At 61.1% G+C, this 18,951-nt stretch carries 19 protein-coding genes and 1 pseudogene; 16 read left to right on the top strand and 4 right to left on the bottom strand.

Features of this window, described 5'->3' with window-relative positions:
• Positions 1-14 precede the first annotated feature (14 nt).
• The 3 genes from CWM54_RS23840 to CWM54_RS23830 all read right to left on the bottom strand — a co-directional run bounded on the left by CWM54_RS23840 (position 15) and on the right by CWM54_RS23830 (position 3,530).
• Positions 15-1,619: an aldehyde dehydrogenase (NADP(+)) gene (locus CWM54_RS23840; RefSeq protein WP_100681849.1), complete on the bottom strand. Its 1,605-nt coding sequence runs from the start codon at positions 1,617-1,619 to the stop codon at positions 15-17.
• A 14-nt stretch (positions 1,620-1,633) separates the two neighbouring features.
• On the bottom strand, positions 1,634-2,554 hold the full coding sequence (locus CWM54_RS23835) for a dihydrodipicolinate synthase family protein (protein ID WP_100681848.1): 921 nt from the start codon (positions 2,552-2,554) through the stop codon (positions 1,634-1,636).
• Positions 2,555-2,705: 151 nt separating this feature from the next.
• The gene (locus CWM54_RS23830) at positions 2,706-3,530 is read right to left on the bottom strand and encodes an AraC family transcriptional regulator (protein WP_061155870.1); all 825 of its coding nucleotides are present in this window, start codon (positions 3,528-3,530) and stop codon (positions 2,706-2,708) included.
• Positions 3,531-3,839: 309 nt separating this feature from the next.
• On the opposite strand from CWM54_RS23830, the gene CWM54_RS23825 reads away from it, so the two are divergent.
• The 4 genes from CWM54_RS23825 to CWM54_RS23810 are packed head-to-tail and all read left to right on the top strand — an operon-like array spanning position 3,840 to position 7,396.
• Positions 3,840-4,787 (top strand): 4-hydroxyproline epimerase, encoded by a 948-nt coding sequence (locus tag CWM54_RS23825; RefSeq protein ID WP_100698706.1) that lies wholly within the window; start codon positions 3,840-3,842, stop codon positions 4,785-4,787.
• The gene (locus tag CWM54_RS23820) at positions 4,784-5,893 is read left to right on the top strand and encodes an NAD(P)/FAD-dependent oxidoreductase (RefSeq protein ID WP_100681846.1); all 1,110 of its coding nucleotides are present in this window, start codon (positions 4,784-4,786) and stop codon (positions 5,891-5,893) included. Before CWM54_RS23825 ends, CWM54_RS23820 begins: the two co-directional genes overlap by 4 nt.
• Positions 5,890-6,153, top strand: a complete 264-nt coding sequence (locus tag CWM54_RS23815) for a (2Fe-2S)-binding protein (protein WP_100681845.1) — start codon at positions 5,890-5,892, stop codon at positions 6,151-6,153. The genes CWM54_RS23820 and CWM54_RS23815 overlap by 4 nt, the downstream gene beginning before the upstream one ends.
• Positions 6,134-7,396, top strand: a complete 1,263-nt coding sequence (locus CWM54_RS23810; protein ID WP_100681844.1) for an FAD-dependent oxidoreductase — start codon at positions 6,134-6,136, stop codon at positions 7,394-7,396. Before CWM54_RS23815 ends, CWM54_RS23810 begins: the two co-directional genes overlap by 20 nt.
• A gap of 3 nt (positions 7,397-7,399) precedes the next feature.
• Here the strand turns inward: CWM54_RS23810 and hpaR are convergent, their stop codons facing one another.
• A complete protein-coding gene (gene hpaR, locus CWM54_RS23805) occupies positions 7,400-7,840 on the bottom strand; it encodes a homoprotocatechuate degradation operon regulator HpaR (protein WP_002887503.1) in 441 nt (146 codons plus the stop codon).
• Positions 7,841-7,904: 64 nt separating this feature from the next.
• On the opposite strand from hpaR, the pseudogene CWM54_RS28845 reads away from it, so the two are divergent.
• The 12 genes and pseudogenes from CWM54_RS28845 to CWM54_RS23750 all read left to right on the top strand — a co-directional run bounded on the left by CWM54_RS28845 (position 7,905) and on the right by CWM54_RS23750 (position 18,717).
• Positions 7,905-8,069, top strand: a pseudogene (locus CWM54_RS28845) (hypothetical protein).
• Positions 8,070-8,127: 58 nt separating this feature from the next.
• Positions 8,128-8,760, top strand: coding sequence for a fumarylacetoacetate hydrolase family protein (locus tag CWM54_RS23800; RefSeq protein ID WP_100676424.1), 633 nt, complete (start codon positions 8,128-8,130; stop codon positions 8,758-8,760).
• Positions 8,757-9,521 carry a fumarylacetoacetate hydrolase family protein gene (locus CWM54_RS23795; RefSeq protein WP_100681843.1) on the top strand — a complete coding sequence of 255 codons (765 nt, stop codon included), beginning with the start codon at positions 8,757-8,759 and terminating at the stop codon, positions 9,519-9,521. The genes CWM54_RS23800 and CWM54_RS23795 overlap by 4 nt, the downstream gene beginning before the upstream one ends.
• The gene (hpaE, locus tag CWM54_RS23790) at positions 9,518-10,984 is read left to right on the top strand and encodes a 5-carboxymethyl-2-hydroxymuconate semialdehyde dehydrogenase (RefSeq protein ID WP_100698704.1); all 1,467 of its coding nucleotides are present in this window, start codon (positions 9,518-9,520) and stop codon (positions 10,982-10,984) included. Before CWM54_RS23795 ends, hpaE begins: the two co-directional genes overlap by 4 nt.
• Before the next feature lies 1 nt (position 10,985).
• On the top strand, positions 10,986-11,843 hold the full coding sequence (gene hpaD, locus CWM54_RS23785) for a 3,4-dihydroxyphenylacetate 2,3-dioxygenase (protein ID WP_061155878.1): 858 nt from the start codon (positions 10,986-10,988) through the stop codon (positions 11,841-11,843).
• Between the two features lie 9 nt (positions 11,844-11,852).
• On the top strand, positions 11,853-12,233 hold the full coding sequence (locus CWM54_RS23780) for a 5-carboxymethyl-2-hydroxymuconate Delta-isomerase (RefSeq protein WP_008807573.1): 381 nt from the start codon (positions 11,853-11,855) through the stop codon (positions 12,231-12,233).
• A gap of 163 nt (positions 12,234-12,396) precedes the next feature.
• Positions 12,397-13,200, top strand: coding sequence for a 2-oxo-hept-4-ene-1,7-dioate hydratase (gene hpaH / locus CWM54_RS23775; protein WP_071033992.1), 804 nt, complete (start codon positions 12,397-12,399; stop codon positions 13,198-13,200).
• A gap of 10 nt (positions 13,201-13,210) precedes the next feature.
• Complete coding sequence (gene hpaI / locus CWM54_RS23770; protein WP_100698702.1) at positions 13,211-14,002, top strand: 4-hydroxy-2-oxoheptanedioate aldolase; 792 nt, start codon at positions 13,211-13,213, stop codon at positions 14,000-14,002.
• Between the two features lie 118 nt (positions 14,003-14,120).
• The gene (gene hpaX, locus CWM54_RS23765) at positions 14,121-15,497 is read left to right on the top strand and encodes a 4-hydroxyphenylacetate permease (RefSeq protein WP_100681840.1); all 1,377 of its coding nucleotides are present in this window, start codon (positions 14,121-14,123) and stop codon (positions 15,495-15,497) included.
• 9 nt (positions 15,498-15,506) lie between these two features.
• Positions 15,507-16,397, top strand: a complete 891-nt coding sequence (hpaA, locus tag CWM54_RS23760; protein ID WP_061155881.1) for a 4-hydroxyphenylacetate catabolism regulatory protein HpaA — start codon at positions 15,507-15,509, stop codon at positions 16,395-16,397.
• Positions 16,398-16,622: 225 nt separating this feature from the next.
• A complete protein-coding gene (hpaB, locus tag CWM54_RS23755) occupies positions 16,623-18,185 on the top strand; it encodes a 4-hydroxyphenylacetate 3-monooxygenase, oxygenase component (protein ID WP_002887473.1) in 1,563 nt (520 codons plus the stop codon).
• A gap of 19 nt (positions 18,186-18,204) precedes the next feature.
• The gene (locus tag CWM54_RS23750; RefSeq protein ID WP_012542962.1) at positions 18,205-18,717 is read left to right on the top strand and encodes a 4-hydroxyphenylacetate 3-monooxygenase reductase subunit; all 513 of its coding nucleotides are present in this window, start codon (positions 18,205-18,207) and stop codon (positions 18,715-18,717) included.
• The last annotated feature ends 234 nt before the right edge of the window (positions 18,718-18,951 follow it).

Genomic DNA, 18,951 nt, shown 5'->3' with positions numbered 1-18,951 from the left:
GTGATGCCCTTGCGTCAATGAGAGGAGGAAATCGCTTCCCGGGTCCACTGGCCGTTGACCAGGCGCAGCAGGTTCAAAGGGTTCGCATCCTGCAGCGCCGGCGGTAACAGGGCGGCGGGCGCGTTCTGCAGACAGACCGGGCGCAGAAAGCGTTCAATCGCCCGGCTGCCGACCGAGGTCCCGCGTGCGTCGGTGGTCGCCGGCCACGGACCGCCGTGGACCATCGCATCGCACACTTCCACGCCGGTGGGATAACCGTTAAACAGCACCCGTCCGGCCTTTTCGCAAAGCAGCGGTAGCAGGCTCGCCGCCAGCGGGCCATCATCCGCCTCGGCGTGCAGCGTCGCGGTGAGCTGCCCCTGCAGCGCTTTCACCACCGCCTGCAGTTGGGCCGCGTCGTCCACTTCCACCAGTAGCGACAGCGGGCCGAAAACTTCGGTCTGCAGCAGCGTATCCTGCGCCAGCAGATCCTCGACCTGAGCCTGCCACAGCAGGGTCTGCGCCTGCCCGGCGCCGGCAGCGATGCCGCTCGCCAGCTTCTCGATACGCGGGTGCGCCGCCAGTGCCGCCACGCCCTGGCGGTAGTGCTGAAGGGTCGGCGCATTGAGCAACACCTGCGGCGAAGAGCCCGCTATCGCCGCGCACAGCGCCGACTTAAAGCGTTCCAGCCCGGCGCCGCGCAGCGCCAGAATCAGCCCCGGACGGGTACAGAACTGCCCGCCGCCGAGGGTAAATGACGCCACCAGCTCATTCGCCAGCGCTTCGGCCCGGGTCTGCAGCGCCTGCGGCAGAATAATCAATGGGTTAATCGCCGACATTTCAGCAAACAGCGGGATCGGCTGCGGGCGCTGCTGCGCCAACTGATACAGCGCCTTACCGCCGGCCAGCGAACCGGTAAAGCCAACGGCCTGAATCGCCGGATGACGGACCAATTCGGCGCCGATATCGGTCCCAAAAATCATATTGAATACGCCGCCGGGTAAACCGCACCGCGCCACCGCCCTGACGATCGCCTCGGCGGTCAGCTCGGCGGTGGCCATATGGCCCGGATGGGCCTTCACCACCACCGGGCAGCCAGCCGCCAGCGCCGAGGCGGTATCGCCGCCAGCGGTGGAAAAGGCCAACGGAAAGTTGCTGGCGCCAAACACCGCCACCGGCCCTAACGCCTGCTGATACTGGCGCAGGTCCGGGCGCGGCAGCGGCTGACGGTCGGCTAAGGCGGTATCAATACGGGCGGCGAAGGTATCGCCGCGCTGGATCACGCCAGCAAACATCCGCAACTGGCCGCTGGTGCGCGCCCGTTCACCCTGCAGCCGCGCCTGCGGCAGCGCGGTCTCCTGCCCAGCGATAGCAAAAAACGCCTCACCCAGCGCATCCAGTTCATCAGCAATGGCGTTGAGAAAGTGCGCCCGCTGCTGCGGCGTGGTTTGTGAATAAACAGCAAAGGCCTGCTGCGCGGCTTCTGCGGCCTGTGCGGCTTCCCCGCGGGAAGCCGGATAAAAGCGGTGGCCGGTGGCTTCGCCGTCCACCGCCCGCAGGCTCAATAGCGTCGCCTCACCGCTGGCAATACGGCGTCCGGCGATAAACTGCCGTCCCGCCATGGTCTGAGATGCATTCATATTGACTCCTGTGCTCAGAGGCCGACATCCGGCAGCGTCGGACGAGTGGCCAGCGCCTGTTCAACGATCGCCACCACCTGCTGGCGCGTTTCGCCTTCCAGCGCCAGACGCGGCGGACGGGTAATGGCGCTGCCGCGACCCAGCAATTCTTCACACAGCTTGATGCACTGCACCAGATCCGGACGCGCATCGAGATGCAGCAGCGGCATGAACCAGCGGTACAGCGCCATCGCCTCTTCGTAACGCTGCTGGCGGGCGAGGCGGAATAGTGTTTCCCCTTCGCGCGGGAAGGCATTGGACATTCCGGAGATCCAGCCTTCCGCGCCGACGGCGATGCTTTCCACCACCACGTCATCCAGCCCGGCAAACAGTACGAAGCGGTCGCCAACGGTGTTACGCAGGTCGATAAAGCGGCGGGTATCGCCGGAGGAGTCTTTAAAGCAGACGATGTTGTCGCAGTCGGTCAGGGTGGCGAGAATGTCCGGCGTCACGTCGTTTTTGTAAATCGGCGGGTTGTTGTAGACCATAATCGGCAGGTCGGTAGCGCTCGCCACGCTGCGGAAGTGGGCCGCGGTTTCATGCGGTTTTGAGGAGTAGACCAGCGCCGGCATCACCATGATCCCGTCGACGCCGACGCGCTCCGCCTCTTTCGCCATTTTCTGGGCGAAGGCGGTGGTGAACTCGGCCACCCCGGCGATGACCGGAATTTTGCCGCCCGCGGCATCCTTCGCCACCTCGATAATCTGCAGTTTTTCATCGGTGCTCAGCGAGGTGTTTTCACCTACGCTGCCGCACACCACCAGCCCGGAAACGCCATCTTTGACCAGGTTTTTCATCACCGCGTGAGTGGCGTCTAAATCGAGGGTGAAATCGCTACGAAACTGCGTGCTGACCGCCGGGAATACGCCGCTCCAGTGAATCGCTTTTTTGCTCATGCTCAGTTCCTTGTCGTCATTTTGTTAAGTCGAAGTGAATGAATGGTGAATATTCACTGACAGATTGACGTGTCGCGGAACCGGCGGCTTGTCGGTTTTCCCTCAATACGATGACGAAATTAGCACAGTCGACAAAAGTGTGAGCCAGCGTTTATCCGAGCAGCGTGAGGCGAAAATCACGCGGCGTCGAGCCGGTCATCGCCTTGAACTGGCGGCTGAAAGCGCTGTGATCGGTATACCCGCACTGCAGGGCGATATCGGTAATCGGCGTATCGCCAGCCAGCAGTTCGGTGGCTTTTTCCAGGCGCACTTTGTGGATCATTTGCCGCGGGGTGAGATGAAAGATCCGTTTGCAGTAGCGTTCGATCTGCGCAATCGACATCCCGCTTAAGGCGGTTAACTCTTCCATGGCGATCGGCCGGTGATAGTGGCGGCGGATATGATCGTCGACGATCGCCAGCCGCTGCCACGCCGGATGGCGGGCGTGGGCCTCCTGCAGATCGTGAGAGATCCCGGCCATGCCGATCACCTGGCCGCTGATATCGCGCAGCGCCAGTTTCTGCGTCAGACACCAGCCGCGCTCGCGGCCATTGTAGAGATGCATTTCCAGCTGATCGCGCAGGGTCACCCCTTCCCGCAACACCCGAAGATCCTGTTCGGTGTAGCCCTGACCCAGCGCGGAAGGAAAGACATCGGCGGAGGTTTTGCCCAGCAGCGAGGAGACGCTTTTGAAACCACAGCGGCGGGCCAGCGTCAGGTTCGTCAGCAGATACCGCGCCTGACGATCTTTGATAAAAAAGACCACATTAGGAATGGCATTGAGCAGGGGCGCAATCAGCGCCAGCGCATTCAGCAGCGCTGGCATATTTTCCGGCCGCTGGCGCGCCAGCCCTTCGCAGATCTGGCTCAACTCATCGACGGCCAGCTCAGGTTGGTTAACCGCGCGCGGCGGCGCCGCATCAGAAACACCGATCATAAGGCCTCCTCATGTAAGTGACCGGAGGATATTTATTCACTTTCTGTTAACACCTCAAGCAGCAACCCTCGGTTTTGCGATCCTGGATCCGCTTTACGCCTTCCCCTGATTTATCCACTGGCGCAATGGTCACTTTCGGTTTACCACAGCATTAAGCAAATGATTAATAAGAAATAACTATGAAAAATTGAAAAATACCGTGCTGATTACTGTGCAGATTTCGTCATTTTCTCTGACGAAAGCGCTCAAGCAGGCCGGGGAAGGTTGCGCCAGCATGATGAAACATGTTGTTAACTTCCGGAGAGTCTGATGATCGCGCCACGCCCCCCTGTTACGCTGAGAGCTATTGATTCACATACCGGCGGCGAACCGACCCGCCTGATCGTTGACGGCTTCCCCGACCTCGGCGGCGGCAACATGGAGGAGCGCCGCGACCGCTTTGCCCGCGACTTCGACCAGTGGCGTCAGGCGGCCATTCTCGAACCGCGCGGCAATGACGTACTGGTCGGCGCGCTGCTGTGCAAACCGGTCTCGGCGGCGGCTACCGCTGGCGTGATTTTCTTCAACAACGCCGGTTTTCTGAATATGTGCGGTCACGGCACCATCGGGCTTATCGCCTCGCTGGCCTGGCTTGGGCGTATCCAGCCCGGCGTACATCTGATTGAAACCCCGGTCGGCGACGTAAGCGCCACGTTGCACGACGATGGCAGCGTATCGGTGCAAAACGTCCCGGCCCGCCGCTGGAAAAAACAGATCCGCGTTGAGACCGCGCTGGGTCCCGTCATCGGCGATATTGCCTGGGGGGGTAACTGGTTTTTTCTGATTAACGACCACCCGTTCGCCATTACCCCCGAACAGATTCCACAGCTCACCGACTACGCCTGGGCGGTACGCGAGGGGCTGGAAGCGGCGGGGATCCGCGGCGATGACGGCGGCATTATCGACCATATCGAGCTGTTCGCCGCTGACGATGCCGCCGACAGCCGCAGCTTCGTACTCTGTCCGGGAAAGGCCTGGGATCGCTCGCCGTGCGGTACCGGCACCAGCGCCAAGCTGGCCTGCCTGGCGCAGGATGGCAAGCTGCAGCCAGGAGAAATCTGGCGTCAGGCCAGCATCATCGGCAGCCAGTTTACCGCCAGCTACCAGCGCACCGCTGAAGGCATCATTCCAACGATCCGCGGCGAAGCCTGGGTATGCGGCGATAACCAGTTGATCCTCAACCCTGACGATCCCTTCTGCTGGGGGATCGCACCGTGAAGCAGTGCGATGTCATCGTGATCGGCGCCGGGATCATCGGCGCCGCCTGCGCGTGGCAGCTGGCGAAGCGGGGGCAGAGCGTGACGCTTATCGATAACGGTCAGCCAGGCGCGACGGCGGCCGGTATGGGCCATCTGGTGTGCATGGATGATGACCCCGCCGAGCTTGCCTTGTCGGCGTGGTCGCTGGAACGCTGGCGCGCTATCACGCCGCGAATGCCCGACCATTGCGCCTGGCGCGGCTGCGGCACGCTGTGGCTGGCGGAAAGCGAAGAAGAGATGGCCGTCGCGGGCGAAAAACAGCGGCGGATGGCCAGCTATCAGGTACCCAGCGAACGCCAGACCCCTCAGCAGATCGCCGGGCGCGAGCCGCTGCTGCGCGGCGGGCTGGCGGGCGGCCTGTGGGTGCCAGGCGATGGTATCGTCTACGCGCCAAACGTCGCCCGCTGGCTGATGGCCGATGCCGGAAACCATCTCACCTGCCTGCACGACAGCGCCCAGGCGATTGAAGAGCCGCAGGTGCTGCTCGCCAGCGGCAAACGACTCCAGGCGCGGGCAATCGTGGTGGCCTGCGGACTTGAAGCCAACGCGCTGTTAGCGGAAAACTGGCTGCGACCGAAAAAGGGCCAGCTGGCGATTACCGATCGCTACCGGCCGCGGGTGCATCATCAGCTGGTTGAGCTGGGTTACGGCGCCAGCGCCCACGGCGGCGGCACCTCAGTGGCGTTTAACCTTCAGCCGCGGCCGACCGGCCAGCTGCTGATTGGCTCGTCGCGTCAGTTTGATAACCGCGAGCGGCTGCTGGATCTGCCCTTACTGGGGCAGATGCTCGACCGCGCCCGCCATTTTGTGCCGGCGCTGGCGACGCTGAATATCATCCGCTGCTGGAGCGGCCTGCGCGCCGCCTCGCAGGATGGCAACCCGCTGATCGGCCCGCATCCCACGCGCCGTGGCGTATGGCTGGCGCTGGGCCATGAAGGGCTGGGCGTCACCACCGCCCCGGCCACGGCTGAACTGCTGGCGGCGCAGATCCTCGATGAACGCTGCCCATTGGCGCCAGACGCCTGGCTCCCGGCCCGTTTGTGTCAACAGGAGGCGATCGCATGAAGACCACTCTCACTATCACCATTGATGGCGAAGCGCTGACGGTGCCGGAAGGCATTAGCGTGGCGGCGGCGCTGGCGTTGACCGGCGATCCCACCACCCGCCAGGCGGTCAAGGGCGACTCACGCGCGCCGTTTTGCGGCATGGGTGTCTGCCAGGAGTGCCGGGTCACCGTCGATGGCCTACGGGTGCTGGCCTGCCAGACCCTGTGCCGGTCCGATATGCAAATAGAAAGGAGCCGCGATGAACACGCTGCGCTGTGACATTTTAATCCTCGGCGCCGGCCCCGCCGGCATGGCGGCCGCGCTCTCCGCCGCCGCCTGCGATAAACAGGTGATTATTCTCGACGATAACCCCGCCCCTGGCGGGCAAATCTGGCGTGCCGGTCCGCAGGCGACGCTGCCCGTCCTGGCCCGGCGCTACCGCGACGCCATCGCCGCGTCTGCCGCCATCCGGGTGGTGAACGGCGCGCGGCTGATTGCCCGTCCCTCCGCGCACAGCGTGCTGTTTGAAACCGTCGACGGCGCTGGCGTGGTTTACTGGCAAAAACTGATCCTCTGCTGCGGCGCGCGCGAGCTGTCGCTGCCCTTTCCCGGCTGGACCTTACCCGGCGTAACCGGCGCGGGCGGCTTGCAGGCGCAAATCAAACAGGGCCTGTCGCTGAAAGGAGAAAAGGTGGTGATTGCCGGCAGTGGTCCGCTGCTGCTGGCGGTGGCGGATACGGTGAACAAGGCCGGAGGCGACGTAACTAATATCATTGAGCAAGCGCCGCTCCCGGCGCTGCTGCGCTTCGCCAGCGGGCTGTGGCGCTGGCCGCAGAAGCTGCGACAGTTAGCGACGCTGGCTCCGAAAGGCTATCTGAGCGGCGCGCAGGCGATCCGCGCTCACGGCACAACGCGGCTGGAAGCCGTGACGTTGCGCCAGCGCGGCGTTGAGCGAACTATCGCCTGCGATCGGCTGGCTATCGGCTACGGGCTGGTGCCCAATATCGAGACGGGGCTGCTGTTTGGCTGCGCCACGGCACAGGAGGCGATCCAGGTTAACCGCTGGCAGCAAACCAGCATCGCGGATATCTACGCCGCCGGCGAGTGCACCGGTTTCGGTGGTAGCGAGCTGGCGCAGGCGGAGGGCGAAATCGCCGGGTATGCCGCCGCCGGGGCCAGCCAGCAAGCGCAGGCGTTATTTATCCGTCGCGCCCGCTGGCAGCGCTTCGCCGCGGCCATTAACCGTACCTTCCGGCTGGCGGAATCTTTGAAAAACGCGGCGACGCCGGAGAGCCTGCTCTGCCGCTGCGAAGATGTACGCTGCGGCGATGTGGCGGCCGCCGGAGGCTGGCCGCAGGCCAAACTGACCCAGCGCTGCGGAATGGGCGCCTGTCAGGGGCGCACCTGCGCCGCCAGCGCCCGCTGGTTGTATGGCTGGCCGCTGCCGCAGCCAAGAGAACCGCTGGCTCCCGCCCGCACGGAAACGCTTATTGCCCTCGCCAGGTTGAGCGCCGAGCCGTAACCGCTACTCTTCTTCATCACCGCGCCCGGCAGGGACGCCAAGCGCAATAAACTCCTCCAGCAGCGAGGTCAGTTGCTGCAGCTTTTCCGTGGTGAACTGGGCCTCCAGCAGGCGATAGGTTTCTTCCACTTCGGCCTGGGCGCTTTCATACAGTGCGGTTCCGGCAGGCGTCAGCGAGACGTACAGCTTGCGCTGATCGTTAACCGGCTTTAAGCGCAGCACCAGCCCATCCCGCTCCATGCGCGTCAGAATCCCGGTCAGGCTGGGGCGCAGGATACAGGCGCGAAAGGCCAGATCGTGAAAGTCCATCGACGGACGTTCGGCGAGAATTCGCACGATCCGCCACTGCTGTTCGGTGAGATTGTGCCGTTTGACGATCGGCCGAAAGTAGGCCATCGCCGCCTCACGCGCCTGCAACAAGGCAATGGTTAATGAATCATGCATAGTATCCCCTCTACAGCCTCATCCAAAACTTATTAACAACTTAACAATTAGCTTTAATCCTGCCATGTACAACCGGTTTCTGCACCTGAAAAGTACCAGCCTTTTCCTGAAAAATATTCAACTTATTGATTAAAAACGAATAAGTAATTGAAGTGTAAATATTGTGTTAATCAGATCACAAAACATTCACTTCCAGTTGCTAAACCTGGCCGCAAAGCATAAAAGATGATCATTAACATATTAATGAAATCCCTTCGAATCCGAAATGAGTTCCAGAGGAGTGGTGAATGAAAGGTACCATCTTCGCCGTTGCGCTCAATCATCGCAGCCAGCTCGACGCCTGGCGCGAAGCGTTTCAACAGGCCCCCTACAAGACCCCGCCGAAAACCGCGGTCTGGTTTATCAAGCCGCGCAATACCGTGATTGGCGATGGCGAGTCGATCCCCTATCCGCAGGGCGAAACCGTACAAAGCGGCGCCACCGTGGCGCTGATTGTCGGCAAAACCGCACGTAAAGTGGCGGCGGAACAGGCGGCGAACTATATCGCCGGCTACGCGCTGGCTAACGACGTGAGCCTGCCGGAAGAGAGTTTTTATCGCCCGGCGATCAAGGCGAAGTGCCGCGATGGCTTCTGCCCCGTCGGCGCGCTGTCGGCGGTGCGCAACGTCGATAACCTGACCATCATCACCGAAATCAACGGCCGCGAGGCGGATAGCTGGCATACCGGCGATCTGCAGCGTAACGCCGCGCAGCTGCTGAGCGCCTTAAGCGAGTTCGCTACCCTCAATCCTGGCGACGCGATCCTCATCGGTACGCCCCACTCCCGCGTCACGCTGCGCCCCGGCGACCGCGTACGTATTCTCGCCGACGGTTTCCCGGCGCTGGAAAATCCGGTTGTCGCAGAAGGAGAGCTGGCATGAAACAGGCACGCATTGAATGGCAGGGACGAGTACGCGACGTGCTGGTCGATGAACGCGATCAGGTTCACCTGGACGATGGCACGGTGTTAAAAGAAGGCGAATTCCGCTGGTTGCCGCCTGCTGACGGCACGCTGTTCGCGCTGGGGCTGAACTACGCCGACCACGCCAGCGAGCTGGAGTTTAAGCCGCCAACCGAGCCGTTGGTGTTCATCAAAGCGCCGAACACCTTTATTGGCCACCAGCAGCAGTCGGTACGCCCGGATAACGTCGAATACATGCACTACGAAGCTGAACTGGTGGTGGTGATCGGCAAAACCGCCCGCCGCGTCAGCGAAGCCGAGGCCATGGACTATGTCACTGGCTATACCGTCTGCAACGACTACGCGATCCGCGACTATCTGGAAAACTACTACCGCCCGAACCTGCGGGTGAAAAGCCGCGACACCCTGACGCCGATCGGCCCGTGGATCGTCGCCAAAGAGGCGATCCCGGACCCGCATAATCTGGCTCTGCGCACCTGGGTCAACGGCGAACTGCGCCAGCAGGGTACCACCGCCGATCTGATTTTCAGCATCCCGTTTCTCATCGCTTATTTAAGCGAGTTTATGACCCTGCAACCGGGCGACATGATCGCCACCGGCACGCCGAAAGGGCTGTCCGATGTGGTGCCGGGCGACGAAGTGATCGTCGAAGTCGAGGGCGTGGGCCGCCTGGTCAACCATATCATCAGCCAGCAAGCGTATGAGGAGACACTGTCATGAAAAAGATTAACCATTGGATCAACGGTAAAAACGTTGCCGGCGCAGACTATTTTCATACCACCAACCCGGCCACCGGCGAGGTACTGGCTGAAGTCGCCTCCGGCGGTGAAGCCGAGGTCCACCAGGCAGTAGCGGCGGCAAAAGAGGCCTTTCCGAAGTGGGCTAACCTGCCGATGAAAGAGCGCGCGCGCCTGATGCGCCGCCTGGGGGATCTGATCGATCAGAATGTCCCGGAGATCGCGGCGATGGAAACCGCCGATACCGGCCTGCCTATCCACCAGACCAAAAACGTGCTGATCCCGCGGGCGTCGCATAACTTCGAATTTTTCGCCGAAGTGTGCCAGCAGATGAACGGCAAGACCTATCCGGTCGACGACAAGATGCTCAACTATACCCTCGTGCAGCCGGTTGGCGTGTGCGCGCTGGTGTCGCCGTGGAACGTGCCGTTTATGACCGCCACCTGGAAGGTCGCGCCGTGTCTCGCACTGGGGAATACCGCGGTGCTGAAAATGTCCGAACTGTCGCCGCTGACCGCCGATCGCCTGGGCGAGCTGGTGCTGGAAGCTGGGATCCCGGCAGGTGTGCTCAACGTGGTGCAAGGCTATGGTGCTACCGCGGGCGATGCGCTGGTGCGCCATCATGATATTCGCGCCGTTTCCTTTACCGGCGGCACCGCCACCGGACGCAACATCATGAAAAACGCCGGCCTGAAAAAATACTCCATGGAGCTCGGCGGAAAGTCGCCGGTGCTGATTTTTGAAGACGCCGATATTGAGCGCGCCCTCGACGCCGCGCTGTTCACCATTTTCTCGATCAACGGCGAACGCTGCACCGCCGGTTCGCGCATTTTCATTCAGCAGAGTATTTATCCGGAGTTCGTCAAGCGCTTCGCCGAGCGCGCCAACCGCCTGCGCGTCGGTGACCCGACCGATCCGAATACCCAGGTCGGCGCGCTGATTAGCAAGCCACACTGGGAGAAAGTGTCCGGCTACATTCGCCTCGGCATCGAAGAGGGGGCCACCCTGCTGGCCGGTGGCCCGGATAAACCGTCCGACCTGCCGGCGCATCTGAAATCCGGCAACTTCCTGCGCCCGACGGTGCTGGCGGATGTCGATAACCGCATGCGCGTCGCCCAGGAAGAGATTTTTGGCCCGGTCGCCTGCCTGCTGCCGTTCAAAGACGAAGCGGAAGGATTGCGTCTGGCCAACGATGTGGAATACGGCCTGGCGTCGTATATCTGGACCCAGGACGTCAGCAAAGTGCTGCGTCTGGCCCGCGGTATTGAAGCCGGGATGGTGTTCGTCAACACCCAGAACGTGCGCGACCTGCGTCAGCCGTTCGGCGGCGTGAAGGCCTCCGGCACCGGCCGCGAAGGCGGCGAGTACAGCTTTGAAGTGTTCGCCGAAATGAAAAACGTCTGCATCTCGATGGGCGACCATCCGATCCCGAAATGGGGAGTCTGATATGGGTAAGTTAGCGTTAGCAGCAAAAATCACTCACGTGCCGTCGATGTATCTGTCTGAGCTGCCGGGGAAAAACCACGGCTGCCGCCAGGGCGCTATCGACGGGCATAAAGAAATTGGCAAGCGTTGCCGTGAAATGGGCGTCGACACCATCATCGTGTTCGACACCCACTGGCTGGTCAACAGCGCCTATCACATCAACTGCGCTGACCATTTCCAGGGCGTCTACACCAGTAACGAACTGCCGCATTTTATTCGCGACATGACCTACGACTACGACGGCAACCCGGAGCTGGGCCAGCTTATCGCCGACGAGGCCGTGAAGCTCGGGGTGCGCGCCAAAGCACACAATATTCCGAGCCTGAAGCTGGAGTACGGCACCCTGGTGCCGATGCGCTACATGAACAGCGATAAGCACTTCAAGGTGGTGTCCATTTCCGCCTTCTGTACCGTCCACGATTTTGCCGACAGCCGCAGGCTGGGCGAAGCCATTCTCACCGCTATCGAGAAATATGATGGCACCGTGGCGGTGCTGGCCAGCGGTTCGCTGTCGCACCGCTTTATCGACGACCAGCGTGCCGAAGAAGGCATGAACAGCTATACCCGCGAGTTTGACCATCAAATGGATGAGCGGGTGGTGAAGCTGTGGCGGGAGGGCAAATTCAAAGAGTTCTGCACCATGCTGCCGGAGTACGCCGACTACTGCTATGGCGAAGGCAACATGCACGACACGGTGATGCTGCTTGGCCTGCTGGGCTGGGATAAATACGACGGCAAGGTGGAGTTTATCACCGAGCTATTCGCCAGCTCCGGCACCGGCCAGGTCAACGCCGTGTTCCCGCTGCCGGCGCAGGCGTAAGGAGGCCCCATGCCGCATTTTATCGCCGAGTGTACCGACAACATCCGCGAGCAGGCCGATCTGCCTGGGCTGTTTGCCAAAGTCAACGAGGCGCTGGCCGCCACCGGTATCTTCCCGATCGGCGGTATTCGCAGCCGCGCCCACTGGCTGGATACCTGGCAGATGGCCGACGGCAAGCAGGATTACGCCTTCGTGCATATGACCCTGAAAATCGGCGCCGGGCGCAGCCTGGAGAGCCGTCAGGACGTGGGAGATATGCTGTTTGCGCTGATCAAAGCCCATTTTGCCGCGCTGATGGAGAGCCGCTATCTGGCGCTGTCGTTCGCCATGGAAGAGCTGGATCCGACGCTGAACTACAAACAGAACAACGTGCACGCGTTATTTAAATAACGTGCAAATTGCCCGGTGGCGCTGCGCTTACCGGGCCTACAGCAGGTAGCCCGGCCGAGCAACGCGACGCCGGGGTTTGCTCCGGGCCGCCCCGGGGTCGGCGTAAACGCCTCGCCCGGGCTACTCGATTGTGCACATTTCCGGTAATGCCACAGGAATCACTATGCTCGATAAACAGACCCGAACCCTGATCGCCCAGCGGCTGAACCAGGCCGAAAAACAGCGTGAACAGATCCGTGCGATCTCGCTGGATTATCCGTCGATCACCATTGAGGACGCCTACGCCGTCCAGCGCGAGTGGGTCGACATGAAGATCGCCGAAGGCCGCGTACTCAAAGGTCATAAGATCGGCCTGACCTCTAAAGCGATGCAGGCCAGTTCGCAGATCAGCGAGCCGGACTACGGCGCACTGCTCGACGATATGTTCTTCCACGACGGCAGCGATATTCCCACCGACCGCTTTATCGTTCCGCGTATCGAAGTCGAGCTGGCCTTCGTGCTGGCCAAACCGCTGCGCGGCCCGAACTGTACGCTGTTTGATGTCTACAACGCCACCGACTACGTTATCCCGGCGCTGGAGCTTATCGACGCGCGTTGCCACAACATCGACCCGGAAACCCAGCGTCCGCGCAAAGTGTTCGACACCATCTCCGATAACGCCGCCAACGCCGGGGTGATCCTCGGCGGCCGACCGATTAAACCGGACGAGCTCGACCTGCGCTGGATCTCCGCCCTGCTGTATCGCAACGGCGTGATTGAAGAGACCGGCGTCGCCGCGGGCGTACTCAATCATCCGGCGAACGGCGTGGCCTGGCTGGCCAACAAACTGGCGCCGTATGACGTCCAGCTCGAAGCCGGGCAGATTATCCTCGGCGGCTCCTTCACCCGCCCGGTTCCGGCGCGCAAGGGCGATACCTTCCACGTCGACTACGGCAACATGGGCGCCATCAGCTGCCGCTTTGTTTGAGGAGAGCAAGATGAACAACGCTTTTAAAGCGGCAATCAAGGCCGGGCGTCCGCAAATCGGCCTGTGGCTGGGGCTGACCAGCAGCTACAGCGCCGAACTGCTGGCCGGCGCCGGCTTCGACTGGCTGCTGATCGACGGCGAACACGCGCCCAACAACGTGCAAACGGTGCTGACCCAGCTCCAGGCCATTGCGCCCTACCCCAGCCAGCCGGTGGTGCGTCCGTCGTGGAACGATCCGGTGCAGATCAAACAGCTGCTGGATGTCGGCGCGCAAACCCTGCTGGTGCCGATGGTGCAGAATGCCGAAGAAGCGCGGCTGGCGGTCAGAGCCACCCGCTACCCGCCAGCCGGCATCCGCGGCGTCGGCAGCGCGCTGGCCCGCGCCTCACGCTGGAATCGCGTCCCGGATTATATCCACCGGGCCAATGACGCCATGTGCGTACTGGTACAGATTGAGACCCGCGAAGCGCTGAAAAATCTGCCGCAGATCCTCGATGTCGACGGGGTGGATGGCGTGTTTATCGGCCCGGCGGATCTCAGCGCTGATATGGGCCACGGCGGCAACCCACAGCACCCGGAAGTGCAGGCCGCCATTGAAGATGCCATCCAGCAAATCCGCCAGGCCGGAAAGGCGCCGGGGATCCTGATGGCCAATGAACAGCTGGCGAAACGCTATCTGGAGCTTGGCGCGCTGTTCGTCGCCGTCGGCGTCGATACCACCCTGCTGGCTCGCGGCGCAGAAGCGCTGGCGGCGCGGTTTGGCGCGGAAAAAACCGCCCTGGGTTCGTCAGGCGTCTACTAACGCCGAGTGACGCTACGCTCATCCGGCCCGGAGCAGCAGCGAATCGCAGGCCCGGTAAGCGCAGCACTACCGGGCAACCCGCAGTACCCTACAAAATTCCCATTAGAGGAAAATAATAATGAGCGATACATCACCTGCCATCCCGGAAAAGTTCGATCCGGCGAATCAGCACAAACAGCTGACGGCGCAGCAGCAGTCGGTTATCAACAAGCTCTTCCGCCGTCTGATCGTGTTTTTATTCGTCCTGTTTATCTTTTCGTTTTTAGACAGGATCAACATTGGCTTTGCCGGATTAACCATGGGGCAGGATCTGGGCCTCAACGCCACCATGTTTGGCCTGGCCACCACCCTGTTTTACGCCACTTACGTCATTTTTGGCATTCCCAGCAACGTGATGCTCAGCATCGTCGGCGCGCGACGCTGGATCGCCACCATCATGGTGCTGTGGGGCATCGCCTCTACCGCCACCATGTTCGCCACCGGACCAAACAGTCTTTATATCCTGCGCATGCTGGTGGGGATCACCGAGGCCGGTTTCCTGCCGGGTATCCTGCTGTACCTGACCTACTGGTTCCCGGCATTTTTCCGCGCCCGCGCCAACGCGTTGTTTATGATTGCGATGCCGGTGACCACCGCGCTGGGGTCGATCGTCTCCGGCTATATCTTGTCCCTCGACGGTCTGCTGAACCTGCACGGCTGGCAGTGGCTGTTCCTGCTGGAAGGCTTCCCGTCGGTGCTGCTCGGCATTATGGTCTGGTTCTGGCTCGATGATTCACCGTCGAAGGCCAGGTGGCTGACGGCGGAGGACAAGAAATGTCTGCAGGAGATGATGGATAACGATCGTCTGACCCTGGTGCAGCCAGAAGGGGCCATCAGCCATCATTCCATGCAGCAACGCAGCCTGTGGCGCGAAGTCTTCACCCCGATCGTGCTGATGTACACCCTCGCCTACTTCTGTCTGACCAATACGCTCAGCGCGATCAGCATCTGGACGCCGCAGATCCTCAAAAGCTTTAACGAAAGCAGCAGCAATATCACCATCGGTCTGCTGGCGGCGATCCCGCAAATTTGTACCATTCTCGGGATGATCTACTGGAGCCGCCACTCCGATAAATACCAGGAGCGGAAGCATCACACCGCCCTGCCGTTCCTGTTCGCCGCCGCGGGCTGGCTGCTGGCGTCGGCCACCGATCACAACCTGATCCAGTTGCTCGGGATCGTAATGGCCTCCACCGGATCGTTTAGCGCCATGGCCATCTTCTGGACCACGCCGGATCAGTCCATCAGTCTGCGTGCCCGCGCAATCGGCATCGCGGTGATCAACGCCACCGGCAATATCGGATCGGCGCTCAGTCCCTTTATGATCGGCTGGCTGAAGGATATTACCGGCAGCTTCAGCAGCGGGCTGTGGTTCGTCGCCGCGCTGCTGGTGATTGGCGCGGTGATCATCTGGGCGATTCCGATGAAGGGCTCGCGCCCTCGCGCGACACCGTAAGGAGCCGCTATGTGCCAAAGCCCAATCGCCAATATCGATATCAATAAAGATTACGACGAGAGTCTGGGCACCGAAGAGGTGCACTACCAGTCGTTTTCCCGCATGGCGGCCTTTTTTGGCCGCGACATGCAGGCGCATCGTCACGACCGTTATTTCCAGATGCACTACCTTGATACCGGGCAGATTGAGCTGCAGCTTGATGACCATCGCTATTCGGTGCAGGCGCCGCTGTTTGTGTTAACGCCGCCCTCGGTGCCGCACGCGTTTATTACCGAGTCCGATAGCGATGGCCATGTTTTGACGGTCCATGAGGAGCTGATCTGGCCGCTGCTGGAGGTGCTCTATCCCGGTACACGGGAGACCTTCGGCCTGCCGGGGATCTGTCTGTCGCTGGCAGATAAACCCGACGAGCTGGCGGCGCTGGCCCACTACTGGCAGCTGATCCGCCGCGAATCCACCGCCCAGTTGCCCGGGCGGGAACACACCCTGGCGCTGCTGGCGCAGGCGGTATTTACCCTGCTGCTGCGCAACGCCAGGCTCGACGATCATGCCGCCAGCGGGATGCGCGGCGAGCTGAAGTTATTCCAGCGCTTTAACCAGATGATCGACAGCCACTTTCATCAGCACTGGACGGTACCGGATTACGCCAGGGAGCTGCATCTGACCGAATCACGGTTGACCGATATCTGCCGCCGCTTCGCCAACCGCCCGCCAAAGCGGCTGATATTCGACCGCCAGCTACGCGAGGCAAAGCGGCTGCTGCTGTTCTCCGATAGCGCGGTGAATGAGATTGCCTGGCAGCTGGGGTTTAAAGACCCCGCCTATTTCGCGCGCTTTTTTAGCCGCCAGGTCGGCTGTTCACCCAGTAGCTACCGGGCGCAAAAAGTACCGGTGTCGTAATTCCCCGGTAGCGCTGCGCTTACCGGGGCTACGGTCCACAGGACGGGTCAGCACCGCGCCACCCGCCAAAAGCTGCCGAGATCACAAAATTTAATCCCGCCTGAAAAGTACCCGCCGTTGTCGCAAACGTCCCTTCACGGCAAGCGCAATAACCGCTTCAATTAAACAACAAAAACAAAACATATATTTAACATTATTTTTCCGATAAATACTGAAGAGGCCCCTATGAAACCTGAAGATTTCCGCGCCGACGCGAAACGCCCGTTAACTGGTGAAGAGTATTTAAAAAGCCTGCAGGATGGCCGCGAAATTTATATCTACGGCGAGCGCGTGAAGGATGTCACCACCCACCCGGCCTTCCGTAACGCCGCCGCTTCCGTCGCGCAGCTGTACGATGCGCTGCACAAACCGGAGATGCAGGATTCCCTGTGCTGGGGCACCGATACCGGCAGCGGTGGCTACACCCACAAATTCTTCCGCGTGGCGAAAAGCGCCGACGATCTGCGCCAGCAGCGCGACGCCATCGCCGAGTGGTCGCGCTTAAGCTACGGCTGGATGGGCCGCACCCCGGACTACAAAGCCGCCTTCGGCTGTGCGCTGGGCGCCAACCCGGCATTTTACGGCCAGTTCGAGCAGAACGCCCGCAACTGGTACACCCGCATTCAGGAAACCGGCCTGTACTTTAACCACGCGATCGTCAACCCGCCGATCGACCGCCACAAGCCGGCCGATGAAGTGAAGGACGTCTACATCAAGCTGGAAAAAGAGACCGATGCCGGGATCATCGTCAGCGGCGCGAAAGTGGTCGCCACCAACTCGGCGCTGACCCACTACAACATGATCGGCTTCGGCTCCGCGCAGGTGATGGGTGAAAACCCGGACTTCGCGCTGATGTTCGTCGCGCCGATGGATGCCGAAGGCGTCAAGCTTATCTCCCGCGCCTCCTATGAGATGGTCGCCGGTGCGACCGGCTCCCCGTACGACTATCCGCTTTCCAGCCGTTTCGACGAGAACGACGCGATTCTGGTAATGGATAAAGTGCTGATCCCATGGGAGAACGTGCTGATTTATCGCGACTTTGACCGCTGCCGCCGCTGGACCATGGAAGGCGGTTTCGCCCGCATGTACCCGCTGCAGGCCTGCGTGCGCCTGGCGGTAAAACTGGACTTTATCACTGCCCTGCTGAAGCGTTCTCTGGAATGTACCGGCACCCTCGAATTCCGCGGCGTGCAGGCCGACCTCGGCGAAGTAGTCGCATGGCGCAACATGTTCTGGGCGTTAAGCGATTCCATGTGCTCGGAAGCGACGCCGTGGGTCAATGGCGCATGGCTGCCGGATCACGCCGCGCTGCAGACCTATCGCGTGATGGCCCCGATGGCCTACGCCAAGATCAAGAACATCATCGAGCGTAACGTCACCAGCGGCCTGATTTATCTGCCCTCCAGCGCCCGCGATCTGAACAACCCGCAGATCGACCAGTATCTGGCGAAGTACGTGCGCGGCTCCAACGGTATGGATCACGTTGAACGCATCAAGATCCTCAAACTGATGTGGGACGCGATCGGCAGCGAATTCGGCGGCCGCCATGAACTGTATGAGATCAACTACTCCGGTAGCCAGGATGAAATCCGCCTGCAGTGTCTGCGCCAGGCGCAGAGCTCCGGCAATATGGACAAGATGATGGCGATGGTCGACCGCTGCCTGTCCGAGTACGACCAGAACGGCTGGACGGTGCCGCATCTGCACAATAACGCTGATATCAACATGTTGGATAAGCTGCTGAAGTAATTCACAGCGGGAGGTCATAATGCAATTAGATGAACAACGCCTGCGTTTTCGCGATGCCATGGCCAGCCTGTCGGCTGCGGTTAACGTTGTCACCACCGAAGGCGAAGCCGGTCGCTGCGGCATTACCGCCACGGCGGTGTGCTCAGTGACGGATACGCCGCCGTCGGTGATGGTGTGTATCAACGCCAACAGCGCGATGAACCCGGTGTTTCAGGGTAACGGCAAGTTGTGCATCAACGTGCTGAACCACGAACAGGAAATCATGGCCCGTCATTTCGCCGGGATGACCGGGGTGACGATGGAAGAGCGGTTCGCCCTCAGCGGCTGGCAGCAGGGCGCGCTCGGACAGCCGGTGCTGAAGGGTTCGCTGGCCAGTCTCGAAGGCGAGATTAGCCAGGTGCAAACCATTGGTACCCACCTGGTGTATCTGGTGGAGATCAGGAATATTACCCTGAGCCCGCAAGGGCACGGTCTGATTTACTTTAAACGCCGTTTCCACCCGGTGATGATGGAAATGGAAGTCGCGGTGTAATGGCCTCGTCTGCTCCTCTCCGGCTGGGGAGGAGCCTTTCCCAACAAGGGAACTGGCCGCAATACCCTGTGATCTCAATCACATAATCTCCACCTGCTCACTTCACAACCCACCGCTTACGCCTTCCAGTAACCGCTTAACCCCCTATACAACCACTCACCCATTTACCCAACTTTACGCGTGCGCTGTTCTGGCAAGATCGAAGGCAGCCTAGCTAATCAATACCTCCATCAA

Source organism: Klebsiella sp. D-Nf1, assembly GCF_002810515.1.
In the GTDB taxonomy this organism is placed as follows: domain Bacteria; phylum Pseudomonadota; class Gammaproteobacteria; order Enterobacterales; family Enterobacteriaceae; genus Klebsiella; species Klebsiella variicola.
This window is presented reverse-complemented; position numbering and strand designations above follow the sequence as displayed.